General features: G+C 66.9%; 19 protein-coding genes. 10 read left to right on the forward strand and 9 right to left on the reverse strand.

Annotation, left to right across the window (positions count from 1 at the left end):
• Positions 1–109 precede the first annotated feature (109 nt).
• From KW836_RS22505 to KW836_RS22515, 3 genes are read left to right on the forward strand one after another with little or no spacing between them, the layout of a single operon-like run.
• Positions 110–1,201 carry an efflux RND transporter periplasmic adaptor subunit gene (locus KW836_RS22505; protein ID WP_218344819.1) on the forward strand — a complete coding sequence of 364 codons (1,092 nt, stop codon included), beginning with the start codon at positions 110–112 and terminating at the stop codon, positions 1,199–1,201.
• Complete coding sequence (locus KW836_RS22510) at positions 1,198–4,383, forward strand: efflux RND transporter permease subunit (protein WP_218344820.1); 3,186 nt, start codon at positions 1,198–1,200, stop codon at positions 4,381–4,383. Before KW836_RS22505 ends, KW836_RS22510 begins: the two co-directional genes overlap by 4 nt.
• 2 nt (positions 4,384–4,385) lie before the next feature.
• On the forward strand, positions 4,386–5,846 hold the full coding sequence (locus KW836_RS22515) for an efflux transporter outer membrane subunit (protein WP_218344821.1): 1,461 nt from the start codon (positions 4,386–4,388) through the stop codon (positions 5,844–5,846).
• Positions 5,847–5,990: 144 nt separating this feature from the next.
• On the opposite strand, the gene KW836_RS22520 is transcribed toward KW836_RS22515, so the two are convergent.
• From KW836_RS22520 to ytfE, 3 genes are all read right to left on the reverse strand, one after another.
• Positions 5,991–6,908 (reverse strand): DUF808 domain-containing protein, encoded by a 918-nt coding sequence (locus KW836_RS22520; RefSeq protein ID WP_175123036.1) that lies wholly within the window; start codon positions 6,906–6,908, stop codon positions 5,991–5,993.
• Between the two features lie 113 nt (positions 6,909–7,021).
• Complete coding sequence (locus KW836_RS22525; protein ID WP_175123037.1) at positions 7,022–7,432, reverse strand: hemerythrin domain-containing protein; 411 nt, start codon at positions 7,430–7,432, stop codon at positions 7,022–7,024.
• 60 nt (positions 7,433–7,492) lie between these two features.
• Positions 7,493–8,164, reverse strand: coding sequence for an iron-sulfur cluster repair protein YtfE (ytfE, locus tag KW836_RS22530; RefSeq protein ID WP_218344822.1), 672 nt, complete (start codon positions 8,162–8,164; stop codon positions 7,493–7,495).
• A 152-nt stretch (positions 8,165–8,316) separates the two neighbouring features.
• Between ytfE and norR the strand changes: the two genes are divergently transcribed.
• Entirely contained in the window at positions 8,317–9,846 is a 1,530-nt protein-coding gene (gene norR, locus KW836_RS22535; protein WP_218344823.1) for a nitric oxide reductase transcriptional regulator NorR, read from the forward strand.
• A 200-nt stretch (positions 9,847–10,046) separates the two neighbouring features.
• On the opposite strand, the gene KW836_RS22540 is transcribed toward norR, so the two are convergent.
• A complete protein-coding gene (locus KW836_RS22540; RefSeq protein WP_218344824.1) occupies positions 10,047–10,304 on the reverse strand; it encodes a hypothetical protein in 258 nt (85 codons plus the stop codon).
• Positions 10,305–10,345: 41 nt separating this feature from the next.
• The gene (locus KW836_RS22545) at positions 10,346–10,549 is read right to left on the reverse strand and encodes a cold-shock protein (RefSeq protein ID WP_218344825.1); all 204 of its coding nucleotides are present in this window, start codon (positions 10,547–10,549) and stop codon (positions 10,346–10,348) included.
• Positions 10,550–10,830: 281 nt separating this feature from the next.
• On the opposite strand from KW836_RS22545, the gene KW836_RS22550 reads away from it, so the two are divergent.
• Positions 10,831–12,117 carry a hypothetical protein gene (locus KW836_RS22550; protein ID WP_218344826.1) on the forward strand — a complete coding sequence of 429 codons (1,287 nt, stop codon included), beginning with the start codon at positions 10,831–10,833 and terminating at the stop codon, positions 12,115–12,117.
• Between the two features lie 35 nt (positions 12,118–12,152).
• Here KW836_RS22550 and KW836_RS22555 read toward each other — a convergent pair whose 3' ends face one another.
• Both KW836_RS22555 and KW836_RS22560 read right to left on the reverse strand, forming a co-directional pair.
• On the reverse strand, positions 12,153–12,506 hold the full coding sequence (locus KW836_RS22555) for a hypothetical protein (protein WP_255596143.1): 354 nt from the start codon (positions 12,504–12,506) through the stop codon (positions 12,153–12,155).
• Between the two features lie 158 nt (positions 12,507–12,664).
• The gene (locus KW836_RS22560) at positions 12,665–13,483 is read right to left on the reverse strand and encodes a LysR family transcriptional regulator (RefSeq protein WP_255596144.1); all 819 of its coding nucleotides are present in this window, start codon (positions 13,481–13,483) and stop codon (positions 12,665–12,667) included.
• Between the two features lie 101 nt (positions 13,484–13,584).
• Here KW836_RS22560 and KW836_RS22565 point away from each other — a divergent pair, with 101 nt between their 5' ends.
• Both KW836_RS22565 and KW836_RS22570 read left to right on the forward strand, forming a co-directional pair.
• A complete protein-coding gene (locus KW836_RS22565) occupies positions 13,585–14,916 on the forward strand; it encodes an arylsulfatase (RefSeq protein ID WP_218344827.1) in 1,332 nt (443 codons plus the stop codon).
• Between the two features lie 41 nt (positions 14,917–14,957).
• Complete coding sequence (locus KW836_RS22570) at positions 14,958–15,926, forward strand: tripartite tricarboxylate transporter substrate binding protein (RefSeq protein ID WP_175137286.1); 969 nt, start codon at positions 14,958–14,960, stop codon at positions 15,924–15,926.
• 96 nt (positions 15,927–16,022) lie between these two features.
• On the opposite strand, the gene KW836_RS22575 is transcribed toward KW836_RS22570, so the two are convergent.
• Both KW836_RS22575 and KW836_RS22580 read right to left on the reverse strand, forming a co-directional pair.
• Positions 16,023–16,763, reverse strand: a complete 741-nt coding sequence (locus tag KW836_RS22575) for an SDR family oxidoreductase (RefSeq protein WP_175123047.1) — start codon at positions 16,761–16,763, stop codon at positions 16,023–16,025.
• 41 nt (positions 16,764–16,804) lie between these two features.
• Complete coding sequence (locus KW836_RS22580) at positions 16,805–18,145, reverse strand: CitMHS family transporter (RefSeq protein ID WP_175123048.1); 1,341 nt, start codon at positions 18,143–18,145, stop codon at positions 16,805–16,807.
• Positions 18,146–18,267: 122 nt separating this feature from the next.
• Between KW836_RS22580 and KW836_RS22585 the strand changes: the two genes are divergently transcribed.
• From KW836_RS22585 to KW836_RS22595, 3 genes are read left to right on the forward strand one after another with little or no spacing between them, the layout of a single operon-like run.
• On the forward strand, positions 18,268–18,972 hold the full coding sequence (locus tag KW836_RS22585; protein WP_218344828.1) for a response regulator transcription factor: 705 nt from the start codon (positions 18,268–18,270) through the stop codon (positions 18,970–18,972).
• Between the two features lie 14 nt (positions 18,973–18,986).
• Positions 18,987–20,426, forward strand: a complete 1,440-nt coding sequence (locus KW836_RS22590) for a sensor histidine kinase (protein ID WP_218344829.1) — start codon at positions 18,987–18,989, stop codon at positions 20,424–20,426.
• Positions 20,419–21,489: an ABC transporter substrate-binding protein gene (locus KW836_RS22595; protein WP_218344830.1), complete on the forward strand. Its 1,071-nt coding sequence runs from the start codon at positions 20,419–20,421 to the stop codon at positions 21,487–21,489. Before KW836_RS22590 ends, KW836_RS22595 begins: the two co-directional genes overlap by 8 nt.
• Positions 21,490–21,504 lie beyond the last annotated feature (15 nt).

A 21,504-nucleotide genomic window follows, 5' to 3' on the forward strand; every position in this document is an offset into this window, starting at 1 on the left:
GTGTTTCGTGAATTGTCTTGGCCCGGCCGCGCGTTCCACCGCGCGCCACGCCGCTGCGGATGCAGCGCCGCTACCTCCCGTTTCCCTGCCCCACCGCCGGACACGCCTGATGGCATTGTCTGCCGTGCTTGCCCTGGCTGCCGCCGTGGCCGGCTGCGGCCGCGAGGAGGCGCCCGCCCCGGCGCCGCGTCCCGTGGTCGCCATGCCCGCGCAGGCGGACGAAGCCCTGCCCGCCTGGACGTTGCCCGGCGAAGTCCAGGCCCGCTACAGCACGCCGCTGTCGTTCCGCGTGGGCGGCAAGATCATCGAACGCAAGGTGCGGCTGGGCGACACCGTCGCGCCCGGCCAGGTCCTCGCCAAGCTGGATCCGGCCGACGCGGCCAAGAACGCCGCGGCGGCGCGCGCCTCGCTGTCCGCGGCGCAGCACCAGCTGGACTACGCGCGGCAGCAGTTGGACCGCGACCGCGCCCAGGCACGTGAAAACCTGATTGCCGCGACGCAGCTTGAACAAACCCGCAACGCCTATGCCTCCGCGCTTGCGCAGCGGGACCAGGCCGCGCAGCAGGCGGCGCTGGCGGCCGACCAGCTCAACTACACCACCCTCACGGCCGACCACGCTGGCGTCATCACGGCAGAACAGGCCGATACCGGACAAAACGTGGCGGCGGGCACCCCGGTCTACCAACTGGCCTGGTCGGGCGACATCGACGCACTGTGCGACGTGCCGGAAAGCGTGCTGGCGGGACTGGCAATCGGCCAACGCGCCAGCGTCACGCTGGGTCCGTTGCCCGGTCAGACCTTCACGGCAGTGCTGCGCGAGATTGCGCCGGCCGCCGATCCGCAAAGCCGCACCTACCGCGCCAAGCTCACGCTGGAATCGCCCTCGCCCGAAGTCCGGCTGGGCATGACGGCGAACATCAGCTTCGACAACCGCTCGGCCAACGGGCAGACCACCTTTACCGTGCCGGCCACCGCTCTGTTCCATGAAGGCCGAGAGCCCGCGGTGTGGATCGTCAAGCCCGATGCCGACACGCTGGAACTGCGTCGCGTGCAGGTGCTTCGATACGACGCGCGCACCGTCACGCTGTCGCAAGGCCTGCAGGCCGGCGAGCGCGTGGTGTGGCAAGGCGTGCACACGGTGTCGGCCGGCGAGAAGGTTCGCCCGGTGCCGCCGCTGCATCCCGAGGACTTCGCGTCATGAGCGCCCCCGGCCAGGAAGGGGGCAAGCAAGCCAGCCAGGACGCCCATCGCCACGAGGAAGGCCGGTTCAACCTGTCAGCCTGGGCGCTGCGGCATCAGCCGCTGGTGATCTTCATTATCACGCTCGTCACGCTGTTCGGCGTGCTGTCGTATTCGCGGCTGGCGCAGTCGGAAGACCCGCCCTTCACCTTCCGTGTCATGGTGATCCAGACCCTGTGGCCGGGCGCCACCGCGCAGCAGGTGCAGGAGCAGGTCACCGACCGCATCGCCAAGAAACTCCAGGAAACCGCCAATACGGACTTCCTGCGCAGCTACTCGCGGCCCGGCGAATCGCTGATCTTCTACACGATGAAGGACTCGGCGCCCGCCAACACGGTGGCCGACCAGTGGTACCAGGTGCGCAAGAAGGTGGGCGACATGCGGGCCACGCTGCCGCAAGGCGTGCAGGGGCCGTTCTTCAATGACGAGTTCGGCGACGTCTACACCAACATCTATACCTTGCAGGGCGACGGCTTTTCGCCGGCGCAGCTGCACGACTATGCGGACAAGCTGCGCACGGTGCTGCTGCGCGTGCCCGGCGTGGCCAAGGTGGATTACTTCGGGGATCAGCCCGAACACATCTATATCGAGATCACGAACACGCAGCTCACCCGGCTGGGCGTCTCGCCGCAACAGATCGCGCAGGCGATCAACAGCCAGAACGCCGTGCAGGGCGCGGGCACGCTGACCACGGCCGACGACCGCATCTTCGTGCGGCCTTCGGGGCAGTTTCCCAACAGCCGGGCGCTGGCCGACACGCTGATCCGCGTGAACGACAAGTCGATCCGGCTGGGCGACATCGCCACCATTCATCGCGGCTATGCCGATCCGCCCGCGCAGCAGATGCGGTTCAGCGGAGAAACCGTGCTGGGCATCGGCATCACCATGCAGCCGAATCAGGACGTGGTGCGCCTGGGCAAGTCGCTGGACGCGAAGTTCAAGGAATTGCAGGCGCAACTGCCCGCGGGCCTCACGCTGAAGGAAGTCTCCAGCATGCCCACGGCGGTGTCGCATTCGGTTGACGAATTCCTGCGCTCCGTCGCGGAAGCCGTGGCGATCGTGCTGGCCGTGAGCCTGGTGTCGCTGGGCTTGCGCACGGGCATGGTGGTGGTGATTTCCATCCCCGTGGTGCTGGCCATCACGGCGCTGTTCATGGAGATGTTCGGCATCGGCCTGCACAAGGTGTCGCTGGGCACGCTGGTGCTGGCGCTGGGCCTGCTGGTGGACGACGCCATCATTGCGGTCGAGATGATGTCGGTGAAGCTGGAACAAGGCTGGAACCGCACACGCGCCGCCGCGTTCGCCTACACCAGCACGGCGTTTCCGATGCTGACCGGCACGCTGGTCACCGTGGCGGGCTTTCTGCCGATTGCGCTGGCCAAGTCCGCCACGGGCGAATACACGCGCTCGATCTTCCAGGTGTCCGCCATTGCGCTGATCACCTCGTGGTTCGCGGCCGTGGTGCTGATTCCGTTGCTCGGCTACCGCCTCTTGCCCGAGCGCAAGCGCGAGGCGCATCTGCCGCACGACCACGAACACGACATCTACAACACCCGTTTCTACCAGCGCCTGCGCGGCTGGGTGGCGTGGTGCGTGGACCGCCGCTTTCTGGTGCTGACCGGCACGGTAATTGTTTTTGCCGTGGCCATGGCGGGCTTCAAGTTCGTGCCGCAGCAGTTCTTTCCGAGCTCGGACCGCAGCGAGCTGCTGGTCGACGTGCGGCTGCAGGAGGGCGCGTCGTTTGCGGCGACGCTGCGCCAGGTCGAGCGTCTGGAAAAGGCGATCGAGGGCCGGCCCGAAATCGCGCATTCGGTCAGCTTTGTGGGCACGGGCGCCCCGCGCTTCTACCTGCCACTGGACCAGCAGTTGGCCACGCCCAACTTCGCCCAGCTCGTCATCACGACACATTCGGTGGAGGATCGCGAAAAGCTTGCGCAGTGGATGGAACCAATGCTGCGCAGCGACTTCCCCGCCATCCGCAGCCGCCTGTCGCGGCTGGAGAACGGGCCGCCGGTCGGCTATCAGGTGCAGTTCCGCGTCAGCGGCGACAAGATCCCCGACGTGCGCGCGGTGGCCGAAAAGGTGGCCGCCGAAGTCCGCGCCGACACACGTTCGGCTAACGTGCAGTTCGACTGGGACGAGCCTTCCGAGCGCTCGGTCCGCTTCGAAGTCGACCAGCAGAAGGCGCGCGAACTGGGCATCAGCTCCAGCGACATTTCCGACTTCCTGGCGATGACGCTGTCCGGCTACACCGTGACGCAGTACCGCGAACGCGACAAGCTCATCAACGTCAGCCTGCGCGCCCCGCGCGAAGAGCGCGTCGACCCCGCCCGCCTTGCCACGCTGGCAATGCCCACGGCGAACGGTCCCGTGCCGCTGGGCAGCATCGGCCAGGTGAAGTACGACCTGGAGTACGGCGTCATCTGGGAACGCGACCGCCAACCCACGATCACCGTCCAGGCCGACGTGATTGGCGGCGCGCAAGGCATCGACGTCACGCGCGCCATCGACAAGAAGCTGGACACGCTGCGCGCCGAGCTGCCGGTCGGTTTCCGCATCGAAGTCGGCGGCCCGGTGGAGGAAAGCGCCAAGGGCCAGACCTCCATCAATGCGCAGATGCCGCTGATGGCGGTGGCCGTGCTGACGCTGCTGATGGTGCAGCTGCAAAGCTTCGCCCGCGTGCTGATGGTGGTGCTGACCGCGCCGCTGGGGCTGATCGGCGTGGTGGCCGCCCTGCTGCTGTTCGGCAAGCCCTTCGGCTTTGTCGCGATGCTGGGCGTGATTGCCATGTTCGGCATCATCATGCGCAACTCGGTCATTCTGGTGGACCAGATCGATCAGGACATCAGCGCGGGCCACAAACGCGTGGACGCCATCGTGGGCGCCACGGTCCGGCGCTTCCGGCCGATCACGCTGACGGCGGCCGCCGCCGTGCTGGCGCTGATTCCGCTGTTGCGCAGCAACTTCTTCGGCCCCATGGCGACGGCCCTGATGGGCGGCATCACCAGCGCCACGGTGCTGACGCTGTTCTTCCTGCCGGCCCTGTATGCCGCGTGGTTCCGCGTGAAGCACGACGAGCGCGACGAACCTGAAGGCGTGCCGCCCGGCGCCAACGCGGGCGACACGGTGGAACGAGGAGCCTGACGATGCAACATTCCATCCCTTCCGTGTGCCTGCGATTTGCCGCGCTGCCGCTGGTGCTGGCGCTGGGCGCCTGCGCTTTTGCGCCGGACAGCAGGCCGCCCGCGATGGCCGAACCCGCGCAATACGGGGTCGAGGCCGCCCCTGCCGCCGGCGCCGCCGCGCAGGGCGTGGCGCAGCGCTTCGAACGCGGCGCGCACCCGGTCCCGCAATGGTGGACGCGTTACCAGTCCGACGCGCTGAATGCGCTGGTCGAAGAAGGCCTGGCCAACAGCCCGGACCTGGCCGCCGCCGAACGCAATCTGGCCGGTGCGCGCGAGCAATTGCGCGGACAGGTCAATTCGTCGCTGCTGCCCACGGTGGACGCGGGCGTCAGCGCCACGCGCAACCGTGCGCTGACGATGCCCAACCTGCCGCAGCCCACTGCGCTCTTCAACGTCTTCACAGGTCAGGTGCAGGCCAGCTACAACCTGGACCTCTTTGGCGCAGCGCGCTTTGCCAACACGTCGCTCGCCGCGCAGGTGGAACAGCAGGCCTATCAGCTGGAAGCCGCGCGCCGATCGCTGGCGGCCAACATCGTCACGGGAGCGATCACCTCGGCCTCGCTGGCCGAACAGGTGGCGCTGACGGAAAAGCAGGTGGTGTTGTTGCGGCAGGTTGCGCGCGATACGCAGCGCCGGTACGAACTGGGCGCGGCGTCGCAGAACGACGCGCTGGACGCGGATCAGGATGCCGCCACGCTGGAGGCATCGCTGCCCGGCCTGCGCGCGCGGTGGCATGCGACGCGTCACGCGCTGGCCGTGCTGCTGGGCCGCAGCCCCGATCAGGCGCCGCCGGATCTGGCCTTCAGCACGATCGCCGTGCCCGATACGGTGCCGGTGGTGGTGCCGTCGGAACTCCTGGCTTCCCGCCCGGACGTGCTGGTTGCCGAGGCGGCGCTGGTGGCGGCCGCGGCGGACGTGGGCCTGGCGACCGCGCAGCTCTTTCCGAGCCTGTCGCTGACGGCTTCCATGGGCAAGGGCGGGTTTGCGTGGGCGGATGCCTTGTCGGGCGCCGGTTCCATCTGGGCCATCGGGGCGTCGCTGACGCAGCCGATCTTCCACGGCGGGCAGTTGCTTGCCGAGCGCAGCGCCGCCAAGGCGCGTTACGAGGCTGCCGTGTTGCAGTACAAGCAGACCGTGCTGACCGCGTTCCGCGACGTGGCCGACACGCTGTCACGGCTGGATGCCGGCGGACAGGCGCTGGCATCAGCCGAAGCCTCACGGCGCTCGGCGGAGCTGTCCTATCAGAACACGGCCAAGCGCGTTCGGCTGGGTGCGCTGGCGCCTTACACGCAGTACGCGTCTGAGCAGCATTACGTGGCGGCGCGCCTGCGTGAACTGGAATACGCCAACGCCCGCATGACGGAAACGGCGGCGTTGTTCCAGGCGATGGGCTCGCCGGCCAGCGCCGCGCCGCAGCAGTAGCGGTCGCGGTCGGTAGAAGTAGCAGTAGCAGTCGATAGAAGTAGCGGTAGCGGCACGCCACGGCCTTTTCGGCGTGGCGGTCTTCCGGGCGCCCCCGTTGCCCGGTCACACCCGCCTGCCCGGCGCGCCGGACCCCGCTGCCTGTCAGCCCTTCTTGAACAGGCGCTTGACGAGGCTGACCACGCCCAGCACCACCGCGCCGGCGACGATGCCGAACAAGGCATTGAGCAGCGTGGACACCAGCGCGTGAACGACGCCGCCCCCGCCAACCGCCGCAGCGGCGTGTTCGACGGCCGCATGCACCGGCGGGATGCCGTGGGTCAGGATGGCGCCGCCGACCATGAACATCGCGGCCGTGCCCACCACCGACAACGTCTTCATCAGATAAGGCGCCGCGGCCACGATGCGCTCGCCCATCCAGGCCAGCGCGCGCGACGATTTCTGGCTGAGGTACAGGCCCAGGTCATCCAGCTTGACGATGCCGGCAACCAGACCGTAGACGCCCACCGTCATCCCGATGGCAATGATCGACAGCACCGCGACCTGCCGCGTGAAGTCGGCGCCGGCCACGGCACCCAGGCTGATGACGATGATTTCCGCCGACAGGATGAAGTCGGTGCGCACCGCGCCTTTGATCTTGGTCTTTTCGAACGCCACCATGTCGACCGACTGGTTCTGCAGCGCCTCGGCGCGCGCAGCGTGGTGGCCTTCGGGGGATTCGCCGTGAGACAGGTACTTGTGCGCCAGTTTCTCGACTCCCTCGTAGCAGAGGAACGCGCCGCCCAGCATCAGGAGCGGCGTGATGGCCCAAGGCGCGAACGCGCTGATGAGCAGCGCCGCGGGCACCAGGATCAGCTTGTTGATGAAGGAGCCCTTGGCCACCGCCCAGACCACGGGAAGCTCGCGGTTGACCGGCACGCCGCTGACCTGCTGGGCATTGAGCGCCAGGTCGTCGCCCAGCACGCCCGCCGTCTTCTTGGCGGCCACCTTCGTCATGACGGAAACGTCATCCAGGATGGTGGCGATATCGTCGAACAACGCGAAGAAACTGCTTCCGGCCATCAAGAACCCCTGTCGCCCTGTAAGGTGTTCCGAGTGTACAGGCGACGGTCGCCGGTTTCATGCAACGGAGATGGCGCTTTTCATTCCTTTTGTGTCCGGCCCGGGCCGGTTTGCTACATCGCCTCGATGCGCGGATAAAGATCGCGGTTTTCGCGCTGCATGCGCTCGTGGACGCGGCGCAGCACGGTGTTGGCGTCGTCCCGGAAACCGCGCTCGTCCAGTTCCAGGTTGCGCGCGTTGTTCCAGCGCTTGGCAAAGCCTTCATAGGCGGCGGCGATGGCGTCCATCTCTTCCTGGAATTCCCGCCCCTTGCGCGCCAGTTCGGCGTCGGCGCTGCGCGCCACGGCCGGGTACAGCGCCCGGTCCTCGACCGCCAGATGCAGCTTGATGGTGGCGCTCATGGCCACGATGCCCTGGGCGATTTCAGCCGCGTTGCGCGCCACGCCCGCCAGGGCCAGCCTGCGCAGCGTCGCGATGCCTTCCAGGATATCCACGTGCTGCTGCTTGAATTTGTCGATGTTCATACAAACCTTCCCTGCTGATGCCGCGGGGCCGGCAGGCCCCGCCCTTCCTTGCCACGCCCGTCAGGCCGGCGCGCGCGCGCCTGCGTTTTCAAAGAGGATGTTGTTCTCCAGGTGGATGTGCGCCATCAGGTCTTCCTTGAACTGGCGGATGCCCAGGTACAGCGCGCGCCACGTATTGCAGGCGGCGCGCGGCAGCGTCACGTTGTTGGTCAGCGCCATCAGGCGTTCGAGCGCCACGCCGTGGTCGTCGTGTTCCATGCGCATCACCATGATCGGCATGGTCGCCATGGCGCCGTGACCGCGGGCCAGCATGGGGAACAGCACCTGTTCCTCTTTCTGCATGTGGCTTTCGAGTTCCTGCTGCATGGTGCGTAGGTGGTCGGCCAGGCCGGTCGGGCAGTCCGGGCTGTCGGCATGCACCTGTTCCACCTTCAGCGCCAGGCGGATGAGTTCCGGAAACTGCTGGCGATGCACCTCGTGGTAGCGCGCCAGGATGTGGTCGACCAGTTCTGCCGGCGAAGCCAGCCCCCAGTCGGTTTCCTGTTGCGGACTCTGCGCCAGGGCCTCCAGACGGGCCTCGATCTGCGCTGGGTCCAGCGAACGCTGGGCCGCCGCCTCGGCCAGGCTCTTCTTGCCGCCACAGCAGAAGTCCAGATCGAACTCGTGAAACACCTGCGTGGCGCCGGGAATGCTGCGGGCCAACTGGCCCAGGGATTGCTCAACCATGCTCATCGCGTCTCTCCAAAGATCATTGCGGTGCTTCTCTACTTGCGAAATCCGTGCCAGGAAAAACTTGAGATTTATCAACCACCTGCGTTTTAAAGGGTAGATATCACCCTTCAACAGGAGGGTTCTATTGACCTTGCAACGGTAGAATTCACCCCATGCAAAATCTCCTGCTTGCGGACCTGGTCGCCGACCTGCCGCCCGCCATCCGGCTTCAGCGACTGGTCTCCAGCCTTCGCACCCATTTCCGATGCGGCGCGGTCGCACTCTTGCAGCTTGAAGAGGACCATCTGCGCCCCATCGCGGTGGACGGCCTGACCCAGGACGCACTGGGCCGCCGCTTCGCCGTGCAGCAGCATCCGCGGCTGGCGGCCATCCTGGGACGGCGCGGCGTCACCTGCTTTCATCACGACAGCACGCTGCCGGATCCCTATGACGGACTCATCAATGGCATGGCGGGCGAACCGCTGCCGGTGCACGACTGCATGGGCACCAGCCTGCATATCGAGGGCAAGACCTGGGGCGTGCTGACGCTGGACGCGCTGGAGGTCGGCACGTTCGACATGGAGGCGCAGGCCGACCTGCGCGATTACATCGTGCTGCTCGAAGCGGCGCTCCGCACCACGCGCCTCGAAGCCGAGATCCGTGCCCTGCGCGTGGCGCGCGGGCAGGCGCCGGCGGACAGCGCCGCTCCGGCCAGCAGCGACATCCTGGGCCAAAGCGAATCCATCGGCCGGCTGCTGCACGAGATCGAAGTCGTGGCCGATTCAGAGCTGCCCATCCTGCTGCTGGGCGAGACCGGTGTGGGCAAGGAGCTGTTCGCGCATCGCGTGCACGGGTTGTCGCGCCGCCGCGACCGGCCGCTGGTGCACGTAAACTGCGCCGCGCTGCCCGAATCGCTGGCCGAAAGCGAGTTGTTTGGCCACGCCAAGGGCGCATTCTCCGGCGCCGTCGCTGACCGCCCCGGCCGCTTCGAAGCCGCCAATGGCGGCACCCTGTTCCTGGACGAAGTCGGCGAACTCCCGCTGCTGGTGCAGGCCAAGCTGCTGCGCACCCTGCAGAACGGCGAGATCCAGCGGCTGGGCGACGACCGCCCGCGCACCGTGGACGTGCGCATCGTGGCGGCCACCAACCGCAGCCTGCGCGACCTGGTGCGCGCGGGCGACTTCCGCGCCGACCTCTATCATCGGCTGTCGGTCTATCCCATCCCCATCCCGCCCCTGCGCGACCGCGGCAACGACATCCTGCTGCTGGCCGGACGCTATCTGGAACTGAACCGCGCGCGGCTCGGTCTGCGCAGCCTGCGGCTGTCGCCCGAGGCCGAGGAAATGATGCGGCGCTACCGCTGGCCGGGCAACGTGCGCGAACTGGAACACGTCATCAGCCGCGCGGCCATCAAGGCCGTCAGCCACGGCGCCAGCCGCAACGAGATTGTCACGCTGGGGGCCAAGCTGCTGGATTTGTCCGATGGCGACATGCCGGCGTCGCTGGAGGATGATGCGGCCGAGACGCCCGATGCAAGCGCACCCTTGCAATCGCTGCGGGACGCGGTCGACGCCTGCCAGCGTCAGGTCATCCGGCGGGCGCTGGATGCAAACCAAGGCAACTGGGCGGTGGCGGCGCGGGCGCTGGATGTGGATCCGAGCAACCTGCACAAGCTGGCAAGGCGGCTGGGCCTGAAGGCGTGAGGCGCATTACCGTAAAGTTGTGCGGCAACCGGCGTGCTGATCAGAAAGCCCCTTCAGACGCCATTTCCCGCCATCGCCACACTTAACCAGCGCTGCCCGACATGAAACGGGGCCGCCCCACATCACGAGGGCGGCCCCAACTGGTTATTGCACCGTTCACGGGCAGCGATCCACGCTACCTCGCGGCTCGCATCGCGCCGTCAATCTGCCCGGGAATGCGAATCCACCATCAAGCGGCCATGCGTGATCGCCGCATCGACCGCCATACCGGGCGTGGCGACGAACCCGCCGGCGTCGAAAAGCGGTACGGCATGCGGCTCGCTGAGCCGGTCCTGATTGCCCGCCAATTCCACAGCCACGGTTGCAGTAAAAGCCGGCCGGCGCGCGTTCCCGATTGCCACCCGGGAGACGCTCGCGGTGAGCCGGTAGCCCTTGTAGACCATATTGTTCTGAAACATGGGACCTCCAATGTCTGACCGAAAGGCCTTGCGGCCGCCGGTCACAATGCGCGGATCTGCGTCGCGTGAGGGCCCTTGGCGCCTTGCGCGGTCACATAGCTGACACGCTGATTTTCAACAAGCACTTTGTGGCCGTCGCTGACGATCTCGGAGAAGTGCGCAAATATGTCCTTGCCGCCGTCCTCGGGCATGATGAAGCCAAACCCCTTGGCATCGTTGAACCACTTCACGATTCCGGTTTCCATTGATGCTTTCCTTTGAATGCGGGTAATCCCGCGACATGAGGCCAGTCAAGGAAAGGATCGCGAACAATGAGGCGCCCCACGAAGGGTGCAAGACCGGACGAAAATCACGATGCTCGAAAAGACTCCAGGCCACTATGGGCGGCGCGCGGGGCGAAGTCAACGCGCTTTGTGCTTAATGAGTAACCAATTAAACCTCGATCGGAATTCCGGCCTGCGTCACCGGGCCGCGGCAAGCGACGTCATCGGATATCCTCCCGGCTCAATCAAAACTGGACCGGCCGATGAAAACCGCCACCGAGATTCTTGACGCCTATGAGCGCCTGGGCTGGAAGAACAACGACCCCATGGCGCAAATGCTGCAATTGCGGCGGGATGCGCCCGCCGCGTTGGCCGATCTGGTCCTGCAGGCGCTGGACCGGCCGATCAAGCACGCCACCTTCATTGACGCCGCGCTCGATCTGATGGACGACGCGGCCTACGTGGCCACGGTTGGCGAAGTCTGGCGGCGCGGCGCGGATTCCGAACTGGCACGCGCGGTCCTGGATTCCGCAGCGGTCCAGCACCCTGAAGCCTTTGCCCAAGACTGGGAGCGGCTGCTGACAGCCGTGCAAGACGACGACGGCGGGCCGGAATACGCGGCCGATCTCGCATGGCGCGCTCTTGACGACGCCACGCTGCGCGACTGGCTGCACCGGCTGGACGACGACCTCGCCGAAGGCAGTCCAGGACGCGCGCGCGCCGTCGCGTTGCTGCGGTCGCGCCGGCCGCAGACGGTATACGCGGCCTGGCGTCGCCTGTTTCCCGAGGCCGACGCCCCCGATGCCGCATCGTGGTTGCAGCAAGCGGGCTATGCGGAACACGGAGGGGGCTTGCGCGCGTTGCACGGCGAACAGCCGCTGCACATCGGCTTCAGCGCTGCGCAAAGAAAATCCATGCTGGCGCAACAGCCGGCATGGCGGCGCGAGGTGCAGCGCGCGCATCCCACCTGGAACCCTGAATCAACGGATTGTGTCCAAGCGCGCATGGGCGGCACGTCGGCAAGCCGCTGCGGCTTGTGCCACAGCCCTTTGCACCGGCTGCTGGCGATTCAGGATGCCGCCGCAGCAGGCATCGATAGCCCCAGCGCCATCGAATTCTCGACCTGCCTGTCGTGCCAGGGTTGGGAAACCGACGGCGCCCTTTTCTTTCGCCACGCCGAGGACGGCGCGCCGCTTATGCACCCCAGGCAGCAGCGCGATGCCCCCTTGACGCCGGACTTCGTCGCAAGTCCGCTGCTGGAAGCCGACGTGACGCTGTTCAGGGCGCCGGCGCGCTGGCATTGGCAAGACTGGGGCGAGTCCAATGGCCGCCAGAACCTCAGCCGGGTCGGCGGCGCGCCGAGCTGGGTGCAATCCGCCGACTACCCGGCGTGTCCCGACTGCGGGGATGACATGCCCCTGGCCATGCAGTTGGACTCCGGCCTGCCGCAAGAGGACGGCGGTGAATGGCTGTGGGGCAGCGGCGGCTGCAACTACACCTTCTGGTGCGCCGCCTGCCGCGTCAGCGGGCACCTTTGGCAGTGCACCTGACGCGCGCTCGGCAACTGCATTCGGTAATAGGGCCGTCAGCCCTTGGGCATTTCGCGCTTCAAGCAGGCATTGACCACATCGGTCACGCCCTTGCTCAGCCTTTCGCTGTCCGGCGTGGCGCTTTTGGTCGCCAGCAACTGGTCCAGCTGCTTGAATTCCTCGTAGGGCACGGAATTCTGCAAGCCGTCGACCATGCAATTGCAATAACTGGCGGCCTTCGCGTCGACTTCCGGCGACGCCTGGACCCGGGATTTAAAACCGGCGACGCACGAGCTGTAGGTCTCGCGCTGGACCTCGGGCGGATAGGCGTCTTTCTTGCCGCACGCGGCAAGCGCCGCCAGCGACAGCAGCCCCACGCCCGCCGCAACCCGCAATGACGTTCCAGCCATGAACCCCGCTCCTGATGAATTGAAAGCGGACTATTGTGGCACAGCCGAAAACCGCCGTTGCGCCAGTCGCCGTGCTCAGGGCATGCCCGCTGCGCAATCCAGAATGGCGCGCCGGAATTCATGCATCAGCGGCGACCAGGCGGTCCCCTGCCGGGAGATCAGCGCAATGGCGCGGGGCAGCGGCCGGCCAAGCGCCACCGGTAGCGCGACGACGTCCGCCTCAGTCTCAAGCGCGCTTTGCGGCAGCAGCGCCAGCAGATCCGTCTGCGCCACAGCTCGAGCGTGCCCTTGGAAAAGTGCTCGACCTCCAGCGCCGCGGCGGGCAACGGCAGATTGCTTTCCGCGTACCGCGAATCCAGGGCCTTGCGGGCAATCGAGGAAGGCTTGGGCAGAATCCACCGCAGGTCCGCCAGATCGCGCAACGCCAGTTTGCGGCGCGTGGCCAGCGGATGGTGGCGGCTGGCCGCCACGCAAAGGCGGTCTTCCATGATCGGTTCATGGTGCAGGGTCGAAGGCACGTCCGCATAGATAGGCGTCACGGCCAGGTCCAGCTTGCCGCTGGCGACCTGCTCGTTCAGGTCATCCGATAACCCCTGCGTCAATTGCACCCGCAGCGCCGGTCGGCGCGGCAGCAGGTGCCGCATCGCGGGCATCGCCACGCTGTCGACGGTCGCGCCAGTTACCCCCACGCGCAGCAATCCCGCCTGGCCCACACGCAATTCCGCGGCGTGGCGCATGGCGTCCCGGTACTCGGCCCAAAGCCGTTTGGCATGCTCCAGGAACACCAGCCCGGCGGACGTCAGGCGCAGCCCACGGCCGCTGCGGTCCAGCAACGCCAGCCCCGTATCGGCCTCCAGCCGCTGCAGCGATTTCGACAATGCCGGCTGGCTGACGCCGAACGACGCCGCGGCGCGTTCCAGGTTGCCGTACTCGACGGCGGCGAGGAAATATTCAATATCCCGCAGGGACAGATTCATAACCGAAGTTCATTCATTTACGTCCTTTCGGGAATATAACGGCGGCCCTGCCCTCCTAGAATCCTGGGATCAACCCGAGCATTCACCGAGGCGAGAGCACAATGGAACACAAGCCGAACATCGTCTTGATCGTGGCCGACAATCTGGGATGGGGAGAACTTGGCTGTTACGGCGGCGGCGCCCTGCGCGGCGCACCCACCCCGAACATCGACCGCCTGGCCACCGAGGGCCTGCTGCTGCAGAACTTCAACGTGGAAAGCGACTGCGTGCCCACGCGCTCGGCGCTGATGAGCGGGCGTCACCCCATCCGGACGGGCTGCCTGCAATCCGTGCCGCCCGGCCTGCCGCAAGGGCTTGCGCGCGACGAGATCACGCTGGCGCAACAACTGTCGGACCAGGGCTACGCAACCGCGCATTTCGGCAAATGGCATCTGGGCGACATACCCGGCCGCTATCCCAGCGACCGGGGTTTTGACGAGTGGTACGGCATCCCGCGCACCACCGACGAAAGCCAGTTCACGTCGTCGATCGGCTTCGATCCCACGGTGGCGGACATTCCGCACATCATGCAAGGCGAAGCCGGCGGGCCGTCGGAGAACGTCAAGGTCTACGATCTGGATACGCGGCGCGGCATCGACGCCGAACTGGTGGACCGGTCCATCGGATTCATGCGCAAGCATGCCGAGGCGGCGCGCCCGTTCTTCCTGTATCTGCCGCTGGTGCATCTGCACTTTCCCACCCTGCCGCACCCCGACTTTGCCGGGCGCACGGGCGCGGGCGACTTCGCGGACTCCATGGTCGAAATGGACCATCGCGTCGGCCAGATCGTGCAGGCCGTAGACGAGCTGAACCTGCGCGAGGACACCGTGTTCATCTTCTGCAGCGACAACGGCCCTGAATACCGCAAGCCGTACCGCGGCACGGCGGGCCCCTGGAGCGGCACCTACCATACCGCCATGGAAGGCAGCCTGCGCGTGCCCTTCATCATCCGCTGGCCCGGCCGCGTACAGCCGGGTCAGGTGTCCAACGAGATGGTCCACGTGACCGATCTGTACACGACGCTGTCCCGCATCGGCGGCGCCGACGTTCCGCGGGACCGGCCCATCGACGGCATCGACCAGACCGACTTCTTTACCGGAGCCAGCCCGAAATCCCTGCGCGAGGGATTCCTGTTCTACATCAAGGGCGACCTGCGCGCCGTGAAATGGCGCGACTGGAAGCTGCACTTCTACTGGGAGCCCGAGGTCAACGAGGGCAAGGGCAAACTGGAATCCCCGTATCTGTTCAATCTGCTACAGGACCCCAAGGAGGAGAGCGACATTCTCATCTTCAATACGTGGGTGCTCGGCCCCATCCTGAAAATGGTGCAGGCGTTCAACCAGTCGTGCGCCGAGCATCCGAACACGCCCCCCGGCAAGCGGGATCCCGGCTGAGCGCAAGACGAATCACCGATAGCCGAAATCAAGGGGAAAACATGAAATTCGCTATCCAATGCTGCGCGATGCTTCTAAGCATCGCCATGCCCGCCGCGGCCGCCACGGCGGCCGACAGCAATTCTCAATGGCCGGCCAAACAGATCACGTGGGTGGTGGGCTTCGTGCCCGGCGGCACGGCGGACGTGCTGACCCGCATTGCGGCGCAGGAGCTGGCGCGCCAGACCGGCCTGAACGTCATCGTGGAGAACCGTCCCGGAGCCTCGGGTGCGATCGCGCTTCAACTGGTCGCGCGCAGCAAGGCCGCCGACGGCTATCTGCTCACCGTGCCGGGACCGCTCATCTACCCGACGCCGCAACCCGACATCGGTCGCGAGCTAGCCCCCGTGATGCTGATGGCGCAAGGCCCCATGGTGATCGTAGGCCCTGCCCGCAACGCCAAGAACAGCCTGCAGGACGTGTTGGCCGATGCCCGCCGCCAACCCGAAGCCTGGAGCTATGGCAGCTCGGGCAACGGCACCTCGCAGAATCTGGCGGGCGAGTTGCTGAACCAATACGCCGGCACCCGCATCGTGCATGTGCCGTACAAGGGCGGTGGCCAGGCGGTGGCGGACGTTGCCGGCGGACAGATTCCGCTGGCCATCCTGGGATCCGCGCCGGTCATGCCGCAGATCAAGTCCGGCGCACTGAAGGCTTACGCCGTGACCACGCCCTATCGCCTGGACAGCCTGCCCGACGTGCCCACAGTGGAGGAATCAGGGTTCAAAGGCTACGCCGCGACGCAATGGTTTTCGGTGGCGGCCAGCAATGCCATCACGAGCGACCAGCTTGAACCCATCAACGCCGCGCTGCGCGCCGCCGTCGCCACGCCCGCGTTCAAGGCGGCGGTCGACAACGCCGGCATGCTGGCCGGCGGCGGGTCGCGGGAAGACCTGCTGAAATTCATCCAGGCGGACAACGCCAAATGGAAGGCCCTGATCGACAGCGGCGCGGTGAAGCTGGCGAACTGAGGTGGTGACGAACTGAAGTGCGGACGACCTGCGCGGCAATGACGTAAACAATGCCGGGCGCGAGCGGCCGCTGGCGGCCTCCCGCTGTCCCGGAAATCAGCTCATGTACACGCCGCCATTGATGGCGTAATTGGCGCCGGTGACAAACGCAGCTTCGTCCGAGGCCAGCCACACGCACAACCCGGCCAGGTCCTGCGCCGTGCCCAGCCTGCCCACCGGCACGCTTTCCACGATGCGGTCCAGCAGCGCCGGCGGGAACGCGCGGACCGTGTCGTCGGCGATGAAGCCCGGCGACACCAGGTTCACCGTCACGCCGCGCGCCGCCACTTCCTGCGCGAGCGAGCGCGTGAAACCAATGACTGCACCCTTGGCGGTCGCAAAGTTGATCTGGCCGATCTGGCCTTTCTCGGCTGCCACTGATCCGATGTTGATGATGCGCCCCCAGCCGCGGTCCGCCATGCTGTCGACGACCTGCTTGGTGCTGTTGAAGAGCGTATCCAGATTGCTGCGCAGGACGGCCGACCAGTCGGCGTGGCTCATCTGCCGAAAACGCATGTCCAGCATGGAGCCGGCGTTGTTGACCAGCACGTCGATCTGGCCGACCTCGCGCCGGACCTTGGCAAAGGCCGCCTCGGTCGACGCCCAGTCGGTGGCGTCGCCTTCCGAGGCGATGAAGTCGTAGCCCAGCGACTTCTGTTCCTTCAGCCAGTGGTCCTTGCGGGACGAGCGCGGACCGCAGCCGGCGACCACGCGATGGCCGGCGCGATGCAGCGCCTGGCAGATCGCGGTGCCGGTGTGTCCCATGCCGCTGGTGACGTAAGCGATGCGCAAAGCCATGATGCTTCCTTTCAAAGTCATGCGGCTGGCGCCGCGGGGAATCAGGCGGCCGCGCCCACCAGGGGGAACAGGCCGAACGCCAGGGCGGCCGCCAGCATCACCATGCAGACCATCGTGGCCCACTTCAGCGCATAACGCTGGTGGTCGCCGAACTCCACGCCGGCCAGGCCGACGAGCAAGTAGGTGGACGGCACGAGCGGGCTGAGCAGATGGACCGGCTGGCCGATCAGCGAGGCGCGCGCCATCTCGACGGGCGTGATGCCGTAGCCTTGCGCGGCTTCGCTCAGGATGGGCAGCACGCCGAAGTAGAAGGCGTCGTTCGACATGAAGAACGTGAACGGCAGGCTGACCAGCGCGGTGATGCCCGCCAGATACGGTCCCAGCGCGTCGGGAATGACGGCGAGCAGGCTGCGCGACATGGCTTCGACCATGCCGGTGCCGGACAGGATGCCGGTGAAGATGCCCGCCGCGAAGATCAGCGACACCACCGACAGCACGTTGCCGGCATGCTGCGCCACGCGGCGGCGCTGCTCGGCCAGGTTCGGATAGTTGATGATCAGCGCAATCGCGAAGGCGATCATGAACAGCACGGGCAGCGGCAGCACGCCCAGCACCAGGCTCACCATCAGCGCCAGCGTCAGGCCGGCGTTCACCCACAGCAGCTTGGGACGGCGCAGGTCGTGGTCGACCTCGATCTCGGGCAGGTTCTTCGGACCGTCCTCGTCGTAGCCGGCATGCAGCGACGCGCCCTCCGGCAGCGCCAGCACGCCCAGACGGCGGCGCTCGCGCAGGCCCAGGAAGAACGCCAGGATCAGGATCGCCACGATGGACACGCCCATCACCGGCACCAGCGGCACGAAGATGTCGCCCGCGTCCACGTGCAGGGCGCTGGCGGCGCGCGCCGTGGGTCCGCCCCACGGCGTCAGATTCATGACGCCGCTGGCCAGCATCGCCAGGCAGGTCATGGACAGCGCGTTCATCTTCAGTCGGCGGTACAGCGGCAGCATCGACGCCACCACGATCATGTAGGTGGTGGAACCGTCGCCGTCCAGCGAGATCACCAGCGCCAGCACGGTCGTGCCCACCACGATCTTCAGCGGATCGCCCTTCACCGCGCGCAGGATGCGGCCCACGATGGGGTCGAACAGGCCCGCATCGATCATCACGCCGAAATACAGGATGGCGAACATCAGCATCACGCCGGTCGGCGCGATCTTGCGGATGCCGTCCAGCATCATCTTGTCGATGCCCGCGCCAAAACCGCCCAGCAGCGCAAAGATAATGGGGACAAGGATGAGGGCGACAAGCGGCGACAGGCGCTTGGTCATGATCAGCGTCATGAACGTGATCACCATGCCGAAGCCAAGCAGGGTCAGAAGCATGAGGGTTATCTCCAGCTAGTCGTTGTTATGTGTGCCTGCCTCCGGCTGGGGAAGCGGGTACGCAAGACTAGGAAGAAAAGCTGTCTGGAACCTGTCGTTTTCGGCGTGAGACAATCGCCGCTATGCGCATTCTGGTAATCGAAGACGATGAGGATTTGTCCGACGCACTTGTGCGCCGGCTGCGCCGTCTCGGCCATGCCGTCGACAGCCAGAACGATGGCCTGAACGCCGACGGCGTGCTGCAGTACGAGACCTTCGATCTCGTCATCCTGGACATCGGCCTGCCGCGCATGTCGGGCTTTGACATCCTGCACCGGCTGCGCGATCGCGGCAGCAAGACGCCCGTCCTGGCGCTGACCGCGCGCATCGACATCGAGGACCGCGTGCATGCCCTGGATACCGGCGCGGACGACTACCTGGCCAAGCCCTTCGATTTTCGCGAGCTGGAAGCCCGCTGCCGCGCGCTGCTGCGCCGTCCCAGCCCGCAGGCCACCGGCACCCTGCGTTTTGGCGAACTGGTCATCGACAGCGCGGCGCGGCAGGTGACACTGGCCGGCCGTCGCATCGACCTGCCCAAGCGCGAATTCAGCCTGCTTGAAATCTTGCTGGCCGGCATGAACCGCGCTGTCAGCAAGAGCGAAATCGCAAACAAGCTGTTCGCGTTTGACGACGACGCCGCGCCCAACGCCATCGAGGTCTACATCGCCCGGCTGCGCCGCAAGCTGGAAGGCTCGCCCCTGCGCATCGAGACGCAGCGCGGCACCGGCTACCTGCTGACGGCAGCGGAAGGCGCGGACGGCGAGCCCGCGGCCACGCCGCATCCGTAGCGGTCCGCAACGCCATGAACCGGCCGCGTTCCGAGCAGCCCCGCCGTATTTCCGTGCGTCGCCGGTTGCTGACCGTGCTCGGCGCGCTGTTCGCGGTCGGGCTGGGCGCGATCTACCTGCTGGTGCGCGGCTATGCGCACCAGACTGCCGACACCACCTACGACCAGCTGCTGCGCGCGTCCGTGCTGTCCATGGCCGACAGCCTGCAGCTCGTGCAGGGCGAGTGGCAGATGGACATGCCCTATGCGGCGCTTGCACTGATGGAGCAGGCGCCGCGCGACCGCGTGTTCTACCGGGTGGCCTCGGCGCGCGGTGCGCTGATCTCCGGATACGGCGACCTGCCCGCGCCGCCCGCGCGCGGCAATGCCGACGCCAGCACGCCGCAGCTCTACGCCGCCGAATACCAGGGCGAACCGGTGCGCGTCGCGTGGATGGAACGCAAGGTGGCCGGCCCGCAAGAGACCGAGACCGCGATCATCCAGGTCGCCCAGACGCGCGAGGCGCGCAACGCGCTAGCCGAGCGCATCCTGTGGCAAGGCACGCTGGCGCTCATCGGCTTTACGGCGGCCGCGCTGGCGCTGGCCTATTGGGGATTGCAGCGGTCGCTGTCGCCCATCCAGCGGGTCGAGCGCGAGCTGGCCGGCCGCACCGCGTCGGACCTGCATCCCATCGCCGCGCCGGTGCCCGAGGAACTGGACATGCTGGTTCATTCGCTGGACGGCTTCATGGGCCGGCTGTCGGAAAACCTGGACACGCTGCGCCTGTTCATTGCCGAGGCCGCGCACCAGCTGCGCACCCCGCTGGCCGCGCTGCATGCGCAGATGGAAGTTGCGCTGGACGAGGACGATCCGGCCGAGCAGCGGCGCAGTCTTCTGGCCGTGCTGCGCAACGCCGAAAAGCTGTCGCGCCTGGTCAACCAGCTGCTCAGCGACGCCAGCGTCATCCATCGCAGCAACGTCCGGCAGTTCCAGCCCGTCGACGTGGCCGAGCTGCTGAGCCAGGCCGTGTACGACACCGTCCCGCAGGCGGATCCGCAGCCTGATGTCCGGCTGCATCTGCCGTCCGCGAACGGCGGCAATCCGCCGCGCGTCATGGGCGACAACCTGATGCTGCGCGAGGCCTTCAAGAACCTCATCGACAACGCCTTGCGGCACGGCGCCAATGACGATGGCCACATCGACGTGCGGCTGGATCCGCACGACGGTGGCTGGCGCGTCACGGTGTCCGATCAGGGGCCGGGGATTCCGCCGGCCCTGGCCAACACGGCCTTCGAACGGTTTGCGCGAGGCCCCAATCCCCGCTCGCCAGGCGCCGGCCTGGGTCTGTCCATCATCAAGCGCGTCGTCGACATCCACGGCGGCACGCTCAGCCTGAGCAACCGCGTGGGCGGCGGGCTGGACGCCGTCATCACGTTGCCCGCAACCGCTTTGCCCGCGAAAGCCGATCATGCGTGACGCCCGCTCCATCCTGCGCGGCCTGGCCGCAATCGCCGCGCTGACGCTGTCCGCGATCAGCCACGCCGCCGAAATGAGCGGCAGCGGCCTCACGCTGGGACCGGCCGACAGCAGCAACGTGCTGGTCGTGCACGCGTCCAACAGCGTGCAGGTGTTTCGCGGCGTGCTGGAAGACTTCAGCAGGTTGAACCCATCTGTCCGGCTGGAATACACCGAGCTGTCGACGCAGGATCTCTACAGCGACACCGTGGCCCGCGCTGCCACGGCGCCCGGCGTCCCGTCAGGGCCGGACATCGTCATCAGCAGCGCCATGGACCTGCAAACCAAGCTGGTCAACGACGGCTACGCGCGCGTGCACATATCGCCGCAGACGCGCGCCCTGCCCGGCTGGGCCAACTGGCGCGATGAGGTCTTCAGCATCGGCACCGACCCCATCGTGATGGTCTACAACACGCGCAAGCTCGATGCCGCGCGCGTGCCGCACACCCGCCGCGAACTGCTGTCGCTGCTGCAGGCGCCCGACCAGCCGCTCGCCGGCCGCATCTCCACCTACGACGTGCAGGGCAGCGGCATCGGCTATCTGGCGGCTACGCAGGACACGCGGCTGGACAGCATGGCGGGCGCGCTGCTTGGCGCCTTCGGCCGCAACGGCGTGTCCATCCACGAGTCCACCGAACACGCGCTGGACAAGCTGGAAAGCGGCGACGTCACGCTGGCCTACAACCTGCTGGAGTCCTATACCCGACACCGCATCGACAACGGCGCGCCGCTCGCCATCATCTACCCGCAGGACTACACGCTGATGCTGTCGCGCTCGGCCATCATTCCGAAGCAGGCGCCGCGCGGCGACCTGGGCGCGCTGTTCCTGGACTATCTGCTGTCGGCGCGCGGGCAGGATGCGCTGGCACGCGAGTCCGGCATGCGGCCGGTGAGCGCATCGGTCGTGCCCGCAGCCGGCGTGCGGCCCGTGGCATTGGGCGTCGGCCTGCTGGTGTATCTGGACCCGCTGAAAAAGCGCCACTTCCTGGACCTGTGGCGCGCGGCGATCTTTCCGCCGCGCTGACCCCGCACACGCATT

This window comes from Achromobacter sp. ACM05 (genome assembly GCF_019218915.1).
Lineage (GTDB): Bacteria > Pseudomonadota > Gammaproteobacteria > Burkholderiales > Burkholderiaceae_B > Achromobacter > Achromobacter animicus.